At 43.1% G+C, this 19,192-nt stretch carries 10 protein-coding genes; 5 read left to right on the top strand and 5 right to left on the bottom strand.

The features are described from left to right. Positions 1 to 7: 7 nt before the first annotated feature. Entirely contained in the window at positions 8 to 1,108 is a 1,101-nt protein-coding gene (locus F2B13_RS01140; RefSeq protein ID WP_149302821.1) for an AI-2E family transporter, read from the top strand. 7 nt (positions 1,109 to 1,115) lie between these two features. Next, entirely contained in the window at positions 1,116 to 2,303 is a 1,188-nt protein-coding gene (locus F2B13_RS01135; protein ID WP_149302819.1) for a THUMP-like domain-containing protein, read from the top strand. Between the two features lie 110 nt (positions 2,304 to 2,413). Here the strand turns inward: F2B13_RS01135 and F2B13_RS01130 are convergent, their stop codons facing one another. The 3 genes from F2B13_RS01130 to F2B13_RS01120 all read right to left on the bottom strand — a co-directional run bounded on the left by F2B13_RS01130 (position 2,414) and on the right by F2B13_RS01120 (position 13,625). Next, positions 2,414 to 3,919 (bottom strand): sulfatase family protein, encoded by a 1,506-nt coding sequence (locus tag F2B13_RS01130; protein ID WP_232625175.1) that lies wholly within the window; start codon positions 3,917 to 3,919, stop codon positions 2,414 to 2,416. A 91-nt stretch (positions 3,920 to 4,010) separates the two neighbouring features. Further along, positions 4,011 to 4,730, bottom strand: a complete 720-nt coding sequence (locus F2B13_RS01125) for a carboxylesterase family protein (protein WP_149277062.1) — start codon at positions 4,728 to 4,730, stop codon at positions 4,011 to 4,013. Between the two features lie 135 nt (positions 4,731 to 4,865). Then, on the bottom strand, positions 4,866 to 13,625 hold the full coding sequence (locus F2B13_RS01120) for a T9SS type B sorting domain-containing protein (RefSeq protein ID WP_149302817.1): 8,760 nt from the start codon (positions 13,623 to 13,625) through the stop codon (positions 4,866 to 4,868). A gap of 135 nt (positions 13,626 to 13,760) precedes the next feature. Here F2B13_RS01120 and F2B13_RS01115 point away from each other — a divergent pair, with 135 nt between their 5' ends. Both F2B13_RS01115 and F2B13_RS01110 read left to right on the top strand, forming a co-directional pair. Next, positions 13,761 to 14,882, top strand: a complete 1,122-nt coding sequence (locus tag F2B13_RS01115) for a PQQ-dependent sugar dehydrogenase (RefSeq protein WP_149302815.1) — start codon at positions 13,761 to 13,763, stop codon at positions 14,880 to 14,882. A gap of 47 nt (positions 14,883 to 14,929) precedes the next feature. Next, complete coding sequence (locus tag F2B13_RS01110) at positions 14,930 to 15,331, top strand: c-type cytochrome (RefSeq protein WP_232623057.1); 402 nt, start codon at positions 14,930 to 14,932, stop codon at positions 15,329 to 15,331. A 20-nt stretch (positions 15,332 to 15,351) separates the two neighbouring features. On the opposite strand, the gene murQ is transcribed toward F2B13_RS01110, so the two are convergent. Both murQ and F2B13_RS01100 read right to left on the bottom strand, forming a co-directional pair. Further along, positions 15,352 to 16,161, bottom strand: a complete 810-nt coding sequence (gene murQ, locus F2B13_RS01105) for an N-acetylmuramic acid 6-phosphate etherase (RefSeq protein WP_149277059.1) — start codon at positions 16,159 to 16,161, stop codon at positions 15,352 to 15,354. Positions 16,162 to 16,165: 4 nt separating this feature from the next. Beyond that, complete coding sequence (locus F2B13_RS01100) at positions 16,166 to 16,915, bottom strand: DeoR/GlpR family DNA-binding transcription regulator (protein ID WP_149302813.1); 750 nt, start codon at positions 16,913 to 16,915, stop codon at positions 16,166 to 16,168. A 201-nt stretch (positions 16,916 to 17,116) separates the two neighbouring features. Between F2B13_RS01100 and nagB the strand changes: the two genes are divergently transcribed. Beyond that, complete coding sequence (nagB, locus tag F2B13_RS01095; protein WP_149277057.1) at positions 17,117 to 19,048, top strand: glucosamine-6-phosphate deaminase; 1,932 nt, start codon at positions 17,117 to 17,119, stop codon at positions 19,046 to 19,048. Positions 19,049 to 19,192 lie beyond the last annotated feature (144 nt).

The raw sequence follows: 19,192 nt of genomic DNA, 5'->3' as shown, positions 1-19,192 counted from the left end.
TAAAAATATGACTGCCAAAACGATATCCCAAGGCATTTTACGAGCGGCCGGTATCCTCATAGGTATCGGCCTCTTTCTGTACTTCTTGTGGAAAATACAATCTGTATTGGCCTATTTGACCATAGCGGCCGTTATTGCCCTTATTGGTCGACCCATCGTCTTTTTTTTTAGAAAAAAACTAAAATTGCCTAATACGATCTCGGTCATTTTAACCATGCTCTTAATGATGGGCCTTCTTGTCGGTATTATAGCTCTGTTCGTACCCTTATTGACGGAGCAGGGTAAAAATCTTTCCCTTCTTGAAATCGACGGGCTTGAAAAAAACCTAAACACCCTATATCTAGAGATGACGTCTTATTTGGGGGCCTCACCCGAAACGGTCGGAAAGCTTCTGAAAGAAACTGATATTGAGAAAAGTATAATCAATGGTTTGGATATAGGTTTTATTCCTAATTTTTTGAATTCCTTTCTAGATGTGCTGAGCACAGTAAGCGTTGGGCTGTTTTCGGTACTTTTTATATCGTTTTTCTTTTTAAAAGATAGCAAGTTACTACTGCGCGGTATTCTTGCATTCGTCCCGAAAGGCAGGGAAGGAGGCACAAAGCATTCTATGGAGAAAATCAACAATTTGTTGTCGCGGTATTTTGTAGGCTTACTTTTTCAAATTTTTGTACTCTTCGTCATCTATACGATTACCCTTCTTGTAGTCGGAATAGAAAACGCAATTGTTATTGCCTTTCTCTGTGCACTTTTTAATATCATTCCCTATATAGGTCCGATTATCGGTGGGATTATAATGGTAATACTTACCATGACCACTAATTTAGGCCTTGATTTCAGCAGCGTAATCTTACCGAAAACAGGTTATGTATTTATAGGACTGGTGATAGGGCAACTCGTGGATAACTTCTTCTCGCAGCCGATTATTTTTTCGAATAGTGTAAAATCCCATCCTTTGGAAATATTTTTGATCATCATTATTGCCGGTCTATTGTTCGGAGTCGTGGGAATGATTGTAGCAGTTCCAGGTTACACCGCGCTAAAAGTGATTTTAAAGGAATTTTTAGCCGAGAACAAAATCGTAAAATCACTTACCAAAAGTATATAGTTTTACTTTGAATAAACACATATTACATACTGGTGTACAAAGTTTTATACGTAACAATTTTAATACTGACACCCTGTCAGTTATACTTAAACCACCCTTTTTTGACTTAGTTTCCAACAAGGAACTAGCGCAACAACTAGAAAGCCGTAAAAAATGTGAAAAAAAACTTCCGACATGGTTCTCTACCCCAAAAATTTATTATCCGTCAAAACTGAATATAGAGCAAACTTCCTCAGAAATTACGGCGAAATATAAAACGGAAATTGTATCGGGAAATTCGCTTCTCGACGTGACCGGAGGGTATGGTGTCGACACCTTTTTTTTTAGTAAAAAAATAGCCAAAGTCTTCCATTGTGAGATGGATAAAAACCTTTCAGATATTGCATCTTATAATTTTAAGATTTTAGGGGCAGACAATATCACCGCTATATCCGGAAATGGAATGGATGTGCTCTCGAATTCCGGGACAATTTTTGACTGGGTGTATATCGATCCGGCTAGAAGGGACAGCACTAAAAAAAAAGTATTTCTATTGACCGATTCCGAGCCCAATGTGCTAGAGCATTTAGACCTTTTATTTTTGAAAAGCAATAATGTGCTTATAAAGACAGCGCCACTACTCGATATTGCCCTTGGTATCGATCAGCTTACCGGTATCAAGGAAATACATGTTGTAGCCGTTCACAATGAAGTCAAAGAATTGCTATGGATATTGGAAAAGGGATATGAAGGTGAAATTCGAATAAAAACGGTAAACTTAAAGAAGAAAGGCAGAACGACCTTTGATTACGCCCTTGAGGAAGAGGATCGGGCAATTTCACAATTTTCAGAACCCCTTGACTATTTGTACAGTCCAAATCCGGCTATTCTAAAAGCAGGGGCATTTAAGCTTGTAGGCTCTCGTCTAGGGCTGAAGAAATTGCACCGTCACACACATTTATATACTACTAGTAAGCTTTCAAAGTTCCCGGGAAGAAGGTTTTTAATTAAAAAGGTCATCCCTTATTCCAAAAAAACGGTGAAGGCCCAGCAAATAAAATATGCGAATATTGCTACCCGGAATTTTCCAGAAACTGTGGCCACTTTAAAAAAGAAATTCAATATTCGGGATGGTGGGGAAGACTATCTGTTCTTCGCTACCGACCAGAACGAACAGAAAGTACTGATTATCTGCACCAAAGTACCCCCTGATTAACATAACACCTATCCTACTTGGTCATTATGATTTTGAAACAGTAGATTTCGGTAAGGTAAAAAAGCATCTGTAAAATTAATGGTCCTAGATTTTTGACATGCATGACCTGGTCAATACTCATTTTTATGTTTAAAATCTCCAAATCGATATTTGATCGTTCTTTTTAAGGGAATTTGCATCCCATTCGTTTCCTTGAGCCAATCATAAATGGCCGTGGACATGGATTTTACAATCTCTTGCTTATCAGAATCGGCAATTAGGTTATACATTTCGTCAGGATCGTTCTCTAAATCATAGAGTTCATTTCTATCCCATATCCCTTGATATTTTATGTACTTATACTTATCCGTACGCATACCAAAAACAGTCGGGGTCATAGGAAAATCATATTCCCAAAAATACTCATAGAAAATCTCACTTCTCACTGGTGCACTTGTGTTTCCCGTTAATATAGGAATGAAGGATACCCCTGGCATAGTTTCAGGTTGTACTACTCCAGCCTCAGAAAGAACGGTAGGTGCAATGTCTATGTTCTGTACCATGGCCTCGGGCCTAACCCCGCCTTCGAACAATTCAGGACATCTTACCAATAAGGGCACTTTTACCGATTCCTCATAAAAATGGCGCTTATCTATCAACCCGTGTTCGCCCCAACTAAATCCATTATCTCCCATATAAATTACTAGGGTAGATTCATCAAGACCTTCCCGCTTGAGATAATCCATTACACTTCCGATACTTTCATCAACGCCCAATAGGGTTTCGCAATAGTCGACGACCATCTCGTGTATGTTCATAAAGCTATGGTACATATAATCAACACCATGCCAACTCACCCGTTGATCGGCGACCCACTGGGGCCATTTCAAATCACGATATTCACCGGTCAATGTTTGACCGTACGTAGCGGGAAGCTCTATCTTTTTACCCTTGTACCTGCCTTTATGTCTTCGCGCCGGTTGAAAGCCCGCATGAACGGCTTTATGTGATAAGTAAAGGAAAAACGGCTTTTTCTTATCCCGATTATCCATCCAATCTATAGCATGCTCCGTCAACAAGTCCGTAATGTAGGTAGAATCCTTATAGGCCACCCTTTGACCATTAATGTTCAATGTGGGGTTATAGTAGACGCCTTGCCCTGGGAAACTTTCCCAATGCGTGAATCCGGGCTGAGGCTCATCCCCGTGATCGCCCATATGCCATTTTCCAAAAAACCCGGTTTGGTATCCCGCTTTTTCCAAAAACTGTGGAAAGTATGTGAGATTTCCAGGGTCTGGTGCTTGATTATCAACGATTGTATGCGAATGCGAAAACTGCCCGGTTAATATTGAAGCACGGCTCGGCGAGCATAGAGAAGTAGTCACAAAGGCATTGGAAAAATAGGCCCCTTCTTCCGCTAGTTTATCCATGTTGGGTGTTTCCAACCACGGTACTTTACCCGTAAAGCCCATGTAATCATAGCGATGGTCGTCTGTCAAGATAAAAATAACGTTTCTGGGTTTTTTCTTGGCTTCTGTTGTTTCCTCTAAGGCCCATATATTGCCCGTGGCTAGAAATAAACAGAATAGCATAGTGGGCAACTGCCTAATTGTAGTATAACCTTTAAATTTTACCATGTTCGTATCATTTTTTAGATAACAAATTGTGAATCCTCATTTAAACTGCCGCCGTTTTTCTTACGAAATTAAAAGCATTAGCAACTCCAACCTAATCATTTCGCCGCTGTTGAATGAACCATTCATATAGTTCATCGGTCTGGTATGCCGGAATCCATGCATCGTGACCCACTCCGGGATATCGGGTAAATCGTATATCATGGCCCATTTCTTTCAATTTATCGACCATTTCTTCAGACTCCGATATGGGAATGGATTGATCTTCTTCACCGTGAAACACCCAAATCGGCATCCTTTTATCAATCCAGGATGCATAGGGTGTAGGGGCCATTCCGCAGACGACCGCCATGGCCGCAAATTTTTCCGGATATTGAACGGCCAATTCCCAAGCCGCACCTCCTCCCCTGCTCAATCCGGTCAAATAAATTCGTTTTTTGTCGACCCGATTATTGGAAATTACACTATCCAACAATTTCATTAAGGCTCTGATGTTCCACCATTTTTTCTTATGAGGATTTTGAGGAGCCAGAATCAGAAATGGAAACTTTTTTCCACTGGCTATTAATTTCGGAGGCCCATTTCTTTTTATAGCACCTAACTCGGCACCCGATTCACCGCCACCATGCAAGAATAGTAATAAGGGAAACTCTTTTTCTTCTTCGGTATCGTAATCGTCGGGATAGTAGAGATAATAATTAAACTTCTCTTTTGTTATGGCCTCGAATTCATTATCTATCAAATTTGGTTTTGATTGTGAGGCACAACTTTGAAAACTTAACATTAGGAGCACATGATGGATTTTGAGTCGCATGAAATCACAAAGTTGGGAATGTACTTTAAAAGTCGGTCTTCATTCTAAATATACGAATTACCCAGAAAAATAGACAAAAAGAAAACGGATAACATACTTGATATCCGTTTTTACTAAACAAACTAAGAATTTGCTCTATCGATAGAGGGTAAAGTGGCCCACATATCGAATCTCGCGCTCGTCATTTTGGTTGACTACATACCAATAGTCTCCGGTAGGCAATTCTTTTCCGTCATATCTACCATCCCATTTTGAGACCTGATCGAGTCTGGCGACTACCCTCCCATACCGGTCATAGATAATGACCTCGATATTAGGGAAGAATTCCCTATTGGTCGGTGCCCAGAAATCATTTTCGTTATCCCCATTCGGAGTGAAGAAATTAGGTATTTCAATCATTCCGGTAAATTCGAATGGTATTACGGCTATAGCCTCACAACCGCTTTGGTCGACTACCCTGATCTCTACAGTGCCGCTTTCTGTCGTAGTAAATATGCCCGTATCACCATAGGATACTCCATCAAAGAAGAATTCGTGTCCGCCATAACCGCCGCTTGCGGTAGCCGTTATCTCGTTCGGACCCGTTTTCTCGGCAACCAACGTTAGAGGCTCGTAGGCATCAATTGTGAAATCGACGGAATTGGTACATCCGTTCCCATGATAAATATACACCGTATGATCACCCTCGGGGAGGTTTCCCCAAGCAAATACGGTATCTGCCATAGCCGAAATGGCATCGGTCGGATCCACCGGGTCTATCGCAAATAAAAGCTCAGGTATCAAATCAGGGTCCTGCATTTGAATGGTAGTAGTGCTATTCGGAAAAATTCCTTCACAACCATAGACTATAACAGGTTCTGCCGTTAGATCTACGCCAATCTCAATAGGAATCATAACATTTGTACCGCATAGGTTGGCATCCTGAACAAAGACGAAGTAGCTCTCTCCACCTATCAAATTGTCAAAGAAAAGATTATCGTTTCTCACAAATACCTCCGTACCATCAGAATTAGGCCCCACCAATCGAGTTTCGTAATAGGGCGTGAAAGTAACCGGATCTACAAAAGGTGTTCCGCCAGTTAGGGTCAACTGCGCGGTGCCGTCGGCAACCCCAATACAGGTTTCCGGTGTGGTCGCCACATCGACAACTAAAAGTTCATCAGGTTCGGTAACAACGATCTCAAAGGTCTGCGGACATCCCTCTGCATCTTGTGCCAAAACAGTATAAGATGGGTTATTCGGAGTGTTGGCAGGCAAATCGGTAAAAGTATACGACATAGGATTATCGGGATCGGTAAAGAATTCACTCAAATTCGGTTCTATTGCGAATTTTACCAAACCTGCCGTTGCACTGGTGACATTCATCGTAATAGATCCATCGGCTTCTCCAAAACAAGAAGTCGGTGTGGAACTATAATCTAAAGTAACCGGTTCTGCGGGGTCAATCACGAACGGCCCTTGTACCACACCACAGTTTTGACGGCTAATCACCGAAATCCAATATGTGCCAGCATCCAGATTCTCGAAAGTACCATAATCTTGCATAGGCAAGTTATTATAGGTAGGCAACAGCTCGGCGGCAAAAGCATCCGAACCTGGATCCGTGTCATAAATTCTAAACTCATAAATACCAGTTCCTCCATTAGCTATTGCCTCTATCCTACCATCGACCTCATAGGCACAGGAAACATCAAAAGTCGGCGATGTCGGATCTAAACTCAGAGGTTCAGCATCAGTTATGGTTAAACCATTGGTCTTACGTGCCAAACACGAGGTCAAACTTCCTACCTTACGAACCTCATAACGATATGAGTTTCCAATAGTACCAGGAATACCCGTTTTAACCGGAAGTCCATTACTATCAAACTCATCTATGGGCAACCAAGGACCGCCAGAATTATTCACACTGTATTCATAGGTTCCACCTTGTGGATTGTTCACCCGAATCATCATAGTCGCTATATTACCACAAGCGGGCACAGAGGTTTGAATAAGTACAGGATTAATTGCCGGAGGGGCAATAACCTCAACTGGAGGTGTATAAGTTTGACAGTTTAGCGTTGAGACCACTTCAATGGTATACCACCCCCCCGGAATAACACCAGTTCCGCTTGAACCCTCGAATTCGGGTTCGTTTTGTAATCCTGTTGCGCGAATATGATTGATAGGATCGGTAGGGTCTAAATTATTTGGATCCAGTTCGATTAATCGATATTGATACCCTCCCCCTGGCACCCCACCGATCGCACCTGGAGTCGATGTGCCCGGTTCGACCGCAACAATGACTGCATCATTTCCTTGTGGGCACTCGAGCTCTCGTGTTATTTGTGCTTCAGCCTGAATTACAGGTACCGCAAGAAGTTCCAGTTCACTAGTATGGGTACATCCTTCGACATCCCTTACCGTAACCCTATAATTTCCACTGGCGAGTCCGACAAACCTATTGTTACCTCCGTTTGCCGCAAAAGTTGAATAGGAAGGATTGGAGTGAGGTGCAAAACCACTACCTACAGGATTCTCATATTCCAACATATATTCATAAGGAGAGCTCTCCCAGCCTCCCTCTGTTGTCGCGACGATTTCTCCCAAGTTGTCATTACAACCTACCCTGCCAATTTCGTCCAAAGTGGTAATCACCAATTGCTCGCTTGGCATCCGAATCGTGGTTACATTGCTGAAGACATTACAAGAAGAAGCCGTTGTACCCAATTCTCGGATAACCACGCGTAAATTACCGCCGGGCAATCCTGTTATAGTTGCAGGATTACCGTCTGTCAACATATTTATGGTACCTGTCGAATTTCCGGAAACTGGGCTTCCGAAACTACCCCCTGTAAAACCGGGATCGCTTGCATCGTAAACCCAGTATTCATAAGAACCTGTGTAATTACTTACCGATATGGTCAATTCTCCATCGGTAGCTCCTAAGCATCCTACCGGCTCAACTTCATTGATCGTAGCGGTAGGCAAAACCGGTTCCGCCACTACATAGGCAGGAATAGGATAGGCACATCCACCAACGTCGTTGACCTGCAAGCGATATTCACCCGCTACCATTGGCAGATCCATTATTATAGAGCTTCCACTAGGTTGTGAAACGCTACCAACAGGAGATACGGAGAAACCTTGGTCTTCAATAATAAAGTTAGTACTACCGGTTACATCGATGCGAATGCGTTCAGGGTTCTCACAATCCATTGGCGATATTTGGGTAATGGTAGCACTTACGGCAGTAGGAGCTAGAACCGTTACGGAATCGTTGAACTCGCAGCCGTTGGCATCAATGGCATATATTGTAATCACTTGATCAAGGCCCGTATCCACAATTTCAAAATCAGGGCTGGATTGATAACTGTCGGCCAAGTTTATTTTATATCCGTAGGGCGCACCATTACCTGTATTAGCACCAACTATTGAGGCACTGACGATAGTAGTGCTAAACTGATTCGCATTCGGATTACAAAGCAATGTACCGGCCGTTACATCAATCTCAAAAACTGGCGGCTCATTTATTCTTACATATTCCCGATCGAAACAATTTCGATTTGTTACGACTTCTACGACGTAGTCTCCCGGAACTAAATTGTTAAATGCCCCAGAATTGTTCGTGGCAATCGGGACAGCGGCTCCAGGCAGCGGCAAGGTGCCATTGTATAGATTGTACTCTTGAATGCCATCTGCATCGGTTCCTGCTTGAAGGGAAAGTGCGATACTTCCATCACCCAAACCATTACAGCTCACATCACTTTCTCCGGTTTCATCGATTATAGGTTGAACAGGGGTAGTTCTGATAATGTTGTCAACAATAAAGGTACAGTTGTTGACTCCATCGTCAACAAGATTATCGGTTACCTCTACTTGATAATCTCCAGGAGGAATATTCGGGAACACCCCATCACTGTTTGCATCGGTAATGTTAACTGCACCACCAAACATATCTGTTCCGGTCAGCACGTAGGTGAAATCACCACTACCACCATCCGCTGTAATCGTTATAGCCCCGTTAGCATCTTCACAACTGGGCTCAGTACTAAAATCCCCTGAAGCTGAAAGTACTTGGTATACTTCCGCAACATCTTCTACATCGCAACCATCTGCATCGATCACATAAACCGGATAATCACCTATGTTATTTACGGTGAACACCGCTTGAGTAGGAGTTCCCGGTGTATAGACAGGCGTCTGACTTACACCATTCAATGTGAAGGTGGGTGTATCAATATCCCCTGGCATTTCGACCGTTATGGTAAACCCACCCACAGGAGTGGTTACATCACATTGATTGTTAACGGTAATGGATGGAGTCGGTAAGTCCGGGTCTAACTGAACCACGGCCGCGGAAACCATGTAGGCGCAATCATTCGCATCCTTGACCCAAATATCATAGTTGATACCTGGGGCCAATGCTCCCGGAAGAGAGACTGTAGCAGCATCTGAAAAGTCGTCGGAAGGATCGGCCGGGGTAAGGGTTCCATCATTGTCCACTGGCGTGCCCGAAGGCACATAAGCGTACAGGTACGGACTCCCTGTAGCATAGGGTGTGCCCCCACTTCCTCGAACGGTTAGCTGCCCCAATGCATTACAATTTGCATTTTGATTATCTATTATATCAACTCTAGGGGTATTCAATATCGCCTCATCTTCATCGCCACTAGAACAATCGCCCGCATCGACTACTGAAATTCCATATCGACCCGAAGGTACCGTTAATGGTGTAGCAAGTGTATTGAGTAGGGAACCGGATACATTATAGACCACATCTCCGGTGTTCAAGTTCGTGATAAAGACATCAAACGGAGCCGTACCGGAAGAAATGGTATAATTTAGGCCAACATCCCCATTTCTACAGGTAGCATTATCCACCGTCAAAACAACGCTAGACCCAGGTCCATCAGGAAGGGTTATTATTTCAGTATACATACATCCTGTGACCAGGTCGCGCACATCAACGGTGTAAGAGACACCGAACAAAAGGTTACTGAAGCAATGGTTGGCCGGTGGATTGTTAGGCGTCACCCAACCCACATTCGGATCAGGATCTGTCAAACGGATTTCATAACTTCCTGAACCATTGACGATATCAACGCAAACTGTCGTACCGCCCGGGGTACAAGTAACCGGAGGTGCCGGATAGGTCGGTACGATATCGAGGTTTAAAGTGCCTATTGTTATAGGTTCAATATCCCTACATCCCCTTGCATCAAGAATTATAACTTGATAATCGCCAGGTACTAGACTAGGATCAGTTACCGACAGCGGAAAATCGCCAGGGGCCACATCGTTTTGGGTTACGAAAGGATTACCAAAATTGTCTTCTACAATAACAGTGTAATTCGGGCTGCCAGGCGTAGCTAAAGTAACCGTAACACCCCCTGAAAGATTACCTGAAGAGCATGCAGCATCGATGGGTGCCACAGTCATATCCGGTGAAGGGTTGGGGTCATCTACCACCGTTATTGAGGTCACCGCCGTAATACAATCTCTTGAATCTTTTACCAAATATTCATAATTTCCTGCAGCTAGGCCCGAATAAATAGTCTGCGATGAAAAATTATAGGTCAAGGTAGGGTCGGGAGTATTGGGGTCGGCGACCAATGTACCGGCTGGGGCAAATACCACTTCAAATGGCGGCACTCCTGAAGACACCGTAGGAATAACCTCTACGAAACCACTATTCGGATCACCGCAACTAGGGCCGATGATACGTTCCGTTGCTGCAATGTTGGTAGGTTCGGCGAAGGTTAGTACCTCCGATATATTGCTACAGGTATTGGAATCGGTAACGGATACCGTATAATCCCCATGTTCACCATAAGGAATCGTATAAGTGAAAGGGTTGGACGGAATGACAGTGCCATTATGCCCAGGTACAGGCACTCCATCTTTAAATATGGTATAAGAGGTGGCAGCCAAATTACTTACATCGCCCCCGGAAACCGTTATTTCCATTTCGCCATCCCCTCCGCAAGGAATCTCTCTTACAGCGTCAATATTGACCTGAATTTGAGGTGGTATACGAATAGTAGTTGTCTGCGCTAAACACCCGTTGCCATCTACTACCTCAATGGTATAATTACCTGGTACTAGATTGGTAAACGTATGGGTGCCCGCCACGGTCGGTGTCTGCAAGGCTCCCCCATTAATTCGATATTGGTGGGTTGCTAAAGCAGCGCTACCCGCTGTTGACGAAACTGTAATTTCGGCATCATTAGTAGAAGAGTAGCAATAATCGGCCGCGTCAAAACTAATACTTGGAGCACTTACGGCGGTCAATGTAAATGTTGTGGTAGCGGTACAGCCTTCCGAATCGGTTACCGTAAGCGTATAGATTCCCTCCGCAGTAAGGTTACCAAAGGTTCTACCGGTTTTGGGTCCTTGGAGCGTACCAGGAGGGGACGGCCACTGTAGCTCATACCGATACCCTCCAAATCCGCCTGTTGCATTTGCACGCACCCTTCCAATATTATTGTTCTGACAACTCATATCGGTTACAGTCGGAGTAATACTTAAAGGAGTCGCCGCTTCCTCCACATCGAATGATGCGGTAGAAGTACAATTTGTGTCATTATCCGTCACTGTTATTTCGTAGGTTCCTGCACCTATATTCGTAATCGGAATCTCCAAATCACTACTATTTGTGCCACTGGCAATGGGTGTACTAGGCAAAAGCGTAATAGTGTAATCGTAGTCCGTGGCAAATCCATCAACGAGGAACGCCCCATTACCGTCCGTAGCACTTGGGCAAACCCTTCGGTCGCCCCCAGATTTTACCCGCGCCCTTATACTACTGAAACCGCCCGTAGTAAAACTAGCCGAATACACACAACCATCGGTGTCGGTAATTTCAAACTGGTACGACGTATCCAAGGGAAGTCCGCTAAACACATTACTCGCTTGGGGAGCAGGCAGGGTGGTAGCAGGATTCGAGGAAACTATTTCATATTGAGCCACGGAAAATGAAGCAGGTTGTACATCAATAGATACCCTACTGGTACCTGTGGCACAATCGAGATTGTCTTGAACGAAATTGATAGCGGTCGGCGGTATTGGCTCGGATATCGTAATTGGTGCCAATGCCTGATAACAATTTGCATCGTCCCTAATATAGGGAATATAAGTACCTGGTGTCAATCCTGTAAAACTAGTTCCAGATTGATAAGTTATATTATCAATACTATAGGCGTATCCTGTTCCAGAACCACCGCTAGCGGCACTAAAATCTATGGTCGCACCCCCATTTGAACAGGTATAGTCTTGGGTCAAGCTTGCTGAACCAGATAGTCCACCTTGTGAGGTCACGGTCACCGAAGGCAGTGCCAAAACACAGGTGAATGCCCCTTGGGAATACCTTACTTCTACTATATTGTAGGTTCCGTCAGCAACCGGTATAGTGGGTGATGATGTAAAAGCATCACTAGGGTTATTGGTAGCACGATATTCCAGATTAAAACCCTTAGCATCAATAATCGTAAAATCAACCTTACCCCCTCCATTAGTACAGGTTCCCGTTATGGGTCCGGCACTGACATCGGGAGGGTCAAGTTCGGCAACATACTCCGATTTTTCCGCGGTACACCCTTGATCGTCGGTAATGAAAAAAGTATAGGTTCCGGGGCTTGTTACTGTATACGTGCTAGTACCGGTAAACAAACCTCCAGAATTACCGCCATCGCTGACCGTATAACTATAGGTGCCAGAACCTCCTGAAGGCGTGACGTCAATATTCACTGCTGATATCGTAGCACAACCAAAACTCATTCCATTAGTGTCGGTAATTACCGAGATTGGATTAAGCCCGGTACCTACCGTAATTGGGTTTCCACTGGTATCGGTATACTGTATGGGCGCTGGAATGCCGTTTGGAATATCTTCTTTACAATCATTGGTTTCGACCTTTATAGCATAAGTACCTTCACTTACGTCGTTGAACGTATAGGTATTACTTGAAATAGTCGAGGTAAAGGCAATTTCTGCTCCATTCTCATCCAACAGGGTATATACATAAGGCCCGGGTACATCAGGATTTACGGTCACGTCGATATTTCCTGTCTCACCACTACAAACGGGATTGGTAAAGGTCACATCGATTTCAATATCTATTTGACGAATCTCTATGACATCGTACAAATACTCGCATACTTGCCCGGCAATATTCAATCGAGCCTGAACTGTATAAAAACCGGGATCAAGGTTAGGAAAAATAGAGGAGGATTGATAAGGGCCAAAAGGGTTGGAACCTTCTCTAATCCGGAACTGATAGCTGTTGGGAAGACCGGTTATCTCAATTCTTCCAGGGTTATTACAAACAAAATCCTTCTTCGTAAAGGTCTGTGTAATCGTACTCTTGATCACTTCAAAATAGTAGAATTGCCCCCCATTTATTTGAACCCTGAACTCAGCGCCGTTTACGGCAGAGATGCTGCTAGCATCTAAATTAAAAGTTGGGGAGGTCGACACTTCGGTATAGGCCGAAACATAATCCGGACATTCGATATTGGTATTTGGTGTGGCTCCAGTCAACTGTTGCCATGAGACAGCCCCATACGGTCCACCTGACAAGCTAATATTTCTGTCGTCCGAATCACCACATAAAATAAACCGGGCAATGGTGGCACCATCATTGGTACAATTGACCAGGTCATCCGCACCCTGAATAATGGTCGTGTACATCGGGGCGGCCATTTTATTCGAAATGTCTGATTGAATACTTTTTTTATGGCTTTCTTTTACTGACTCCACCACAACCCGTGTTGTAGAGGTGGCCATTTTTACGCTGGTAGCAACCTCGGCGAGAACCGCATACACTCTATTGCTCGCAACGGCCGAAGTACCTATTACCGACAAAGTCAATAGCAAAAAGACATATAAAAAATGTCTCGATTTTTTGGGGAGCATAGGTTAAGTCGTATTTAGTAAGAATAAAGGCGATTTGGGTAGCCTTTTATTCTTTCAAGTAATTGTTTTAACTTATATTTTCTAATTATATTTGACCCTAGAGCCTACCTTATTATTATCATTAAACGTCGCAACGTGAGAAAAAGTGTACTATTACTCTATCTAATTATTGGAGCCTTAAGTTTTTCATGCGCTCAAGACCCTGAAAATAAAGTAGATAACCCAAGCAAAGTGCCTTTTGAGCCAATATTATTAATCGACGAACTACAAACTCCGTGGGGCATGGCTTTTTTGCCTGATGGAAGCATGCTGGTCACCGAAAAGTCAGGAGAATTGATACATTTCAAAGATGGGGTGAAAAATAAAATAACAAATGTTCCAGAGGTTTATGTCAGAGGCCAAGGAGGATTGCTGGATGTCGAAGTACATCCCGATTATAAAAACAACGGCTGGGTCTACCTATCATTTGCCTCTGAAGAGGGTGAGGAAAAAGGAGGGAATACGGCTTTAATACGAGCAAAGATTGAAGACAATTCATTAGTAAACAAAGAGTTACTTTACAAAGCATCTCCTAACACCACCAAGGGTCAGCACTTCGGTTCACGCATACAATTCGATAACGATGGATATCTTTATTTGTCCATAGGGGAAAGAGGGGCTAGGGACGAAAACCCTCAGGATATAACTCGAGACGGCGGTAAAATCTATCGTTTTTTTGATGATGGGACCATACCTGACGATAATCCATTTGTGGGTACGAATGGTGCAAAAACAGCCATTTACAGCTACGGTCACCGAAACCCCCAGGGTTTAGCGATGCATCCTGAAACTGGAGCTATATGGGACAATGAACATGGCCCTCGTGGCGGTGACGAAATAAACATCATTAAAGCAGGAGCCAATTATGGTTGGCCTGTGGTTACTTACGGCATCAACTATAGCGGCACCCCTATTACCGATAAAACAGAAATGGAGGGCATGACGCAGCCCTTTCACTACTGGGTACCCAGTATAGCACCCAGTGGTATGACTTTTGTGACGAGTTCTAAATACGGGGATTGGAAAGGAAGTATCCTTGTAGGCTCCTTAAAATTTCAATACTTAGAACGATTAATCGTCGAAGGGAATAAAGTGGTAAAGCGCGAAAAGCTCTTAGATGGTATCGGTCGTGTACGCGATGTAAAGGAAGGACCGAATGGCATGTTATACGTTGCTGTAGAAGGCAAGGGCATATACAAACTCAATCCTAAAGACTAGTTTTAACCGGGTTCAGGCACTACAATTGACTTCTTAACGAATTATCAATGAAGGTACATTTTGTAATCTTTATATTTTTCTTTTCGGGAATAAGTATCTGTTTTTCCCAAAATTCCGAACTCAAAGCAAGCATGCAACGCGGTAATGAGATTTACAGCGATTTCTGCGCCTCTTGCCATCTTGAACAAGGTGAAGGTATTGCTCACACATTTCCGCCCTTGGCCGAGTCCGACTATCTAATGGAAAATCGTGAGGCAAGCATTCGTGGGGTGAAATATGGTCAGCAAGGTGAAATAACGGTGAATGGCGTCACCTATAACAATGTAATGGCCCCATTAGGTCTTGACGATCAAGAAGTTGCCGACGTTATGAATTTTATAATGAACTCATGGGGAAATACTTCCGAAAAAATGATAACCCCGAAAGAGGTCGAGACCATTAAAAAATAAAGTCCTTTTTGAAATTATCGTCACTTTCCGGCCGCTATGGCTTCCTTGACAGATCCGTGTTTCTTCAACAATTCTTGCGCTTCTTCATAATCCACATCAAGGCCTTCCATCACATATCTCGTGCCACGATCGACCAATTTGTCGTTGCTCAATTGCATATGGACCATTTTATTTCCTTTGACGCGACCAATACGTATCATCAATGCCGTAGAAATCATATTCAGCGCCAATTTCTGAGATGTACCACTTTTCATTCGAGTACTTCCAGTTACGAATTCGGGCCCCACGTTTATCTCTATAGGGATGTCGGCAGCTTCAGCTAGCGGTGAACCAGGATTGTTCGTAATTCCAGCAGTCAATAAACCATGTTCTTTTGCGTCGGCGATGCCCCCTAAAACATATGGTGTGGTGCCAGAGGCGGCAATACCTACCACCACATCCAAATCTGAAATATCGTACGCCGTTAGATCTTTCCAAGCTTGATCCGAATCGTCTTCCGCATGTTCCACAGATTTTCTAATAGCGACATCACCCCCGGCAATCAATCCAATAACACGGGTATGGGGCATACCATAGGTCGGGGGTATCTCAGAGGCATCTAAAATACCGAGACGACCACTGGTTCCCGCTCCGATATAGAACAAACGACCGCCTTTTTCAAATCGATCCGCCAAAGCGTCCACTAATTTTGAAATTTGGGGGATAGCCTCCTCAACGGCCTCTGCGACCTTTTTATCTTCCTCATTCATTTTTTGGAGAATCGAGGTCGAATCGAGATTTTCCAAATGGTCGTGGTTTGATGGAGTCTCTGTTATTTTGGTATATTTCATGGCATTATAAAATTCGAATATCATGATTTCTAAAGGAATCCAACAATTTATTTTCAGGATTTAGTTCGGTAATCATGGTGTTGATGGCGTTAATATCACAACTTTTATATCGGTGCTGAGAATTCAACTTCTCAGAAATAGATAAAAGTACTGTTTTTTTTGAGCTTTTTATGATTGCTTTTTTTACCTGTACAATATCCCAATCGAATTCGGTAAGCCCGTAGTAAGAATCTACATAACCGGTACCAATAAAGCTATAGTCGACCTTGATTTCCGAAAGATTGTGTATCGCATTTGCCCCGATAGCGGTCTGGGATTCACTAGAAACCTGCCCCCCTACCATAATAACTGTAAGGCCGGTCTTGGAAAGAAGCTCTGTAGCGACCGGTAGACTATGGGTAAAGCAGGTGAGCTCTAGGTTTGCCGGAATCAGCCTCGCCAATTCTGAACAGGTCGTGCCTCCATCAACAAAAATCACGCCCCCCGGTTTTAAAAGATCCAAAGCTTTTTCGGCAATCTTTCTTTTCTGTTCTAGTCTATAAATATTATCGCTTCGAACGCTACTAGAAGTAAAACCCAAGGAAATAGCACCTCCATGAACCTTCTTCAGTTTATTTTCGGCATCAAGTTCTTTGACATCTCTTCTGACCGTATCAATCGAGACGTCTAACGCATCGGCAATGTCGGTCAAGAGAATACGGTTGTGAAGTTCTACCTCACTCAATATGGTCTGTTGCCTCTCTTCCTTTAACATGCGCTAAACGTATATCTTATTAGATTGAAGCAAAAATAGAAAATTAATTATGATTTGCCGTTTTTTACAGCTTTAATATTATCAAACTATTAAAAAAAGCAAAAAACAGCAAAATTAGAAGCACAAAACAGCAATTTGTAATTAAATTGCCTACATTTGCACGAATTCTAATTGTCATCGCTCAAACGTAAGAAAACGAAAATGAAAACATTCTTAGAGAAAAAAACATCAACCATCGCCTATCGACCAGTAGGTCAATTTGAGGAAACCCGATTCGAAAAAATTCATAATGTCATTTTCGAAGATTCAAAAGAGGCTTCAACAAAGGTCGCACAGGAGATTGCGGATTTAATACAAACGAAACAAACTTCCAATGAGGTTTGTGTCTTAGGGCTTGCGACTGGATCATCCCCAATTGGAGTTTATGAAGAACTGGTTCGCATGCATAAAGAAGAAGGCTTAAGCTTTTCCAATGTCGTTACTTTTAATCTTGATGAATATCTACCTATGGAAAAGGATAATCGTCAGAGTTATTGGTATTTTATGCACGAACATTTATTCAACCATATCGATATTCCTTCCGAGAATATTCATATTCCAGATGGTATGATTTCGGGAGATTCCGTTATCGATTATTGCCTTTCTTATGAAAAGGAAATAAAACGATTCGGAGGCATCGATTTTCAACTTCTTGGCATTGGGCGCACGGGCCATATCGGCTTCAATGAACCAGGATCTCACTACAATTCAGGTACGAGGGTCATCACACTTGACCATATAACACGTGTTGATGCAGCCCCATCTTTTTTGGGTATCGATAACGTACCCCGAAAAGCGATCACCATGGGTATCGCCACAGTAAGAAGTGCTAGAAGAATTGTTTTATTGGGCTGGGGACAAAATAAGGCCGATGTCATAAAGAAAACTATTGAAGGTGACATTTCTTCACATGTACCTGCTACCTATTTACAGGAGCATGACAATTGCACGTTTGTGTTGGATGTGGGAGCGGGAAGCGAACTTACCAGAAATAAAACCCCATGGTTGGTCGATGAATCGTTGGAATGGACCGAAGAACTCACCGCCAAAGCCATAGTCTGGCTCTGTGGAGAAACAGGTAAGTCGATTCTTAGCCTTACCGATAAAGATTATAACGATAATGGTATGTCTGGCTTGTTGACCGCTGAAGACTCGTATGATTTGAATATAAGAATGTTCAATAGATTACAACATACGATTACCGGATGGCCTGGGGGAAAACCTAACGCAGATGATACCAGTAGACCAGAACGTGCAGAACCAGCTCAAAAAAGGGTCATTATTTTCAGTCCACACCCTGATGATGATGTTATCTCCATGGGCGGAACCTTTGACCGATTGATAGAACAGGGTCATGAAGTACATGTCGTATACCAGACTTCGGGTAATATTGCCGTGTCAGATCAAGACGCCCTTCGCTATGCCGAAATATCAAAACGAATTTTCCCATCGGAAGAGGCCCAAACGATTATTGACTCTATTCATGACAAAAGTGAAAGTAGTTTTGATACCCTTGAAGTAAGAAAGTTAAAAGGGAATATCAGACGCGGAGAATCTTATGCGGCCGTAAGGTATCTTGGACTAGATGATGCCAACGTTCACTTTTTAGATTTACCATTCTATGAAACGGGCACCATTAAGAAAAAAAATCTATCGGAAGATGATATCAAAATCATGATGGATATCATCAAAAAAATCAAGCCACATCAAATATTTGCCGCAGGTGATTTGGCAGACCCCCATGGCACACACAGGGTATGTCTAGACGCGGTTTTCGAATCCATGAAACAACTGAAATCCGAAGCTTTCATGAAAGACTGCTGGCTATGGTTATATCGCGGCGCATGGCATGAGTGGGATATTAACGAAATCGAAATGGCGGTGCCCATGAGTCCTGATCAAGTACTAAAGAAACGCTATGCCATCTTTTGCCATCAGTCGCAAAAAGACGGGGTTATGTTTCAAGGGGATGACTCCCGTGAATTCTGGATGCGTGCTGAAGAGCGAAACAGAGATACCGCCGCACGATATAGAGCTCTCGGCCTATCGGACTATGCAGCCATGGAAGCATTTGTCCGCTACAAATTCGACTAAAATTTATAGGAAAGACTTCTCAAAGGCCTATTTTTGATAAAGAATAGGCCTTTTTATTGGTATCAATTTCCGAAAAGAATCCAAGCCTTCACTTTTTTGGCAGTACAGGTGGAAAAGCAGCCCTTGAAATCCTATTTTTAAAGT

This window comes from Pareuzebyella sediminis (genome assembly GCF_008367235.1).
In the GTDB taxonomy this organism is placed as follows: domain Bacteria; phylum Bacteroidota; class Bacteroidia; order Flavobacteriales; family Flavobacteriaceae; genus Pareuzebyella; species Pareuzebyella sediminis.
This window is presented reverse-complemented; position numbering and strand designations above follow the sequence as displayed.